Annotated in this window: 2 protein-coding genes; both read left to right on the forward strand. The window is 30.0% G+C overall.

Features of this window, described 5'->3' with window-relative positions; genetic code table 11:
• Positions 1-403 precede the first annotated feature (403 nt).
• Positions 404-574, forward strand: a complete 171-nt coding sequence (locus tag IEV63_RS12855) for a hypothetical protein (protein ID WP_188407222.1) — start codon at positions 404-406, stop codon at positions 572-574.
• A gap of 505 nt (positions 575-1,079) precedes the next feature.
• Positions 1,080-2,492: M26 family metallopeptidase (locus IEV63_RS12860; protein ID WP_229737264.1), on the forward strand; the 1,413-nt coding region annotated here is incomplete at its 3' end.

Here is a 2,492-nt window from a genome sequence, read left to right on the forward strand (position 1 = left end):
TCTTCTTTTACCAAGAAGAACTGAGGTTAGAAAAAGAATTAGAACAAGTTAGGCAAAGCTTTTAATTAGTTTTATATTCAATTATTTAAAAATAACCATGCTTTTCATAAAGCATGGTTATTTTTTAAAAATAGCAATTAATAAATTATGGCATTTTGATTATAAGACGACGCTATTTAATACTCGAATTATTTCTGCCGATTTACTGCCCGTTAATATAAAACTTGTATATATACAAAAGAGATTCATGATAACATGCGTGGTATTATTCAACTTATAGTTGTAAATGTTGAGTTTATGCTGTTAAACTTTAAAAATAATGTACATTATTAATCAGGTTGTAAAGCATTTTACTTAAAAATGTAAATAATTAGTTATAAAATTTTAACTGAACATTCGATCAATGAGTCAATTTATAAATTGTAAAATTTCTAAGCGGGGTAGTGGTTTTGAAGCTACAGAAACTCCTAACTATAATTTAAAAGATATTAAACGAGTAAAAATTAATTACATGCCGAACAAACTAATGAAAAAGGGTCTTAATAATTTGTCAGATTTTAAAGTCTTAGATTAAAGCAATTATTATAGCTATTTTATTTCAAGTTTTTTTTTCACCTGTTAAGAACAGATTTTTTTTAAAAAAATATCATGTTTAAACAGTTAAAAATCAATCATTAATCTAATGGTAAAAATATACATTAACTAGTTTAGATTTTATATAGATTTTGTGTGGTGATTTTTTGAAATATAACATTTTAACAAATAAAATTATTTTGTTTGAATATTATTTGTACCTTTTCGAAATTATTCTACATTAATAAATGTAATTAAAGCATGATAATATAAAGAAATTACAGTTCTGATAGCCATAGTATTTTAGTTTTTTTATTTTTTATAAGATGAGAAAAACTTACTTCGTTGTTATGAGTGATATTTTCTAAAAATTGGAATTTTATTTTAAAATTAAGAATTTAACATAGATATATTTAAAAATAAATGCTGTTTATCAGTACTTTATGCTTTTGGAATAGTTTTTACTACTAACAACAGATCTTTACTACTAACGACAAAACCTAATAATGAAATTATTTTATTTTTCTATCATCCTATTATCTTTTACCACAGTATTTTCACAAGGAGTTACAGCTGTTGAACCCGTAGGAGAAGGTACAGAGATAAATCCTTACCAAATTGAATCTTTTAATAACTTGTTTTGGATTTCAGATAACAGCGCATCTGATCCTGAAAAAGCAGCTAGAAACGCTGCTCATTATATTCAATTAAATGATATAGATGCCAGTGCGAGTGCAAGTATTATTAATGGCTTTATGCCTATTGGTAAAATTGAAGACGGAAGTTTTTCTGGAAGTTATGATGGGCAAGGTTTTCGTATTTCAAATCTTGAAATAAGCCGAAATACAAATTTTACTGGTTTTTTTGAGGAAATCAATGGAGGTGAAGTTGAAAATTTGACGTTCTTTAATGCTTCTTTTTCAATAGATGCGAATTCTGTTGGAGTTTTAGCTGGAAAAATAACCAATTCTTCTACTATCAACAATTGTAGTGTTGAAAATTCATCTCTTACAATCGATGGGTCGAATTCAGGTTTTGGCTCTGTCGGCAATATTGGGGGAATGTTTGGTGAAATAGAGAATTCATTTGTTCAAAATTCATCTGTAATTAATACAATTATTAGCACCACCAGCGCTAACCGTGTAGGTGGTTTTGTAGGAAGGACTTATAATAGTGCCAATATTAGCACAAGTTTTGTTGATTTGGGTGAAGTTATAGGTAGCGACGATGTAGGTGGGTTTGTTGGTTTTAATGGAGAAATTCTTTCTAATCCTGGATCAACTATTAGTAATTCTTATTCTAAAACTACTGTAAAAACAGAAAATGGAATCGCTGCAGGTTTCGTAGGGAGCATAGATTCTGGTAGTATTGTAAATTCTTATACTACAAGCAGTCTTGAAATATTGAACTCAGGTACAGGAACTCTTTATGCATTCGGCGATCAAACCGGAGTTGATTTAGTTACCAACTCTTTTTACGATAGTGATATTTCATCTACCGACAACAGTGATGCAACTGGCGAAACTACTGCCAATTTAAAGTTAGAAGCAACCTATACAGCAGTAGGCTGGGATTTTGTCTGTGAAACGACCAATGGTACTGACGATATTTGGAATATAGATGCAACAATTAATGATGGATATCCTAATTTTGAAAGTGATCAAATTACTCCGGTTTCATTAGCACCTACTGGTTCAGGAACTTCTTTAGACCCGTATTTAATTACTAGTTTAGAGAACTTACTTTGGATTTCTGAAAACCCTTCTAGTTGGAGTGAAGTTTTCGAACAAACGGCAAATATAGATGCAGCTTCAACAGAGTTTTGGGGTTGTTCAGGTACAGACGGAGGCTGGATAGTAATCGCTAATGATTTAGGCGAAAGCTTTTCTGGTTCATATAATGGTGGTGGCTTTACTATC

Source organism: Psychroflexus salis (assembly GCF_014640175.1).
Lineage (GTDB): Bacteria > Bacteroidota > Bacteroidia > Flavobacteriales > Flavobacteriaceae > Psychroflexus > Psychroflexus salis.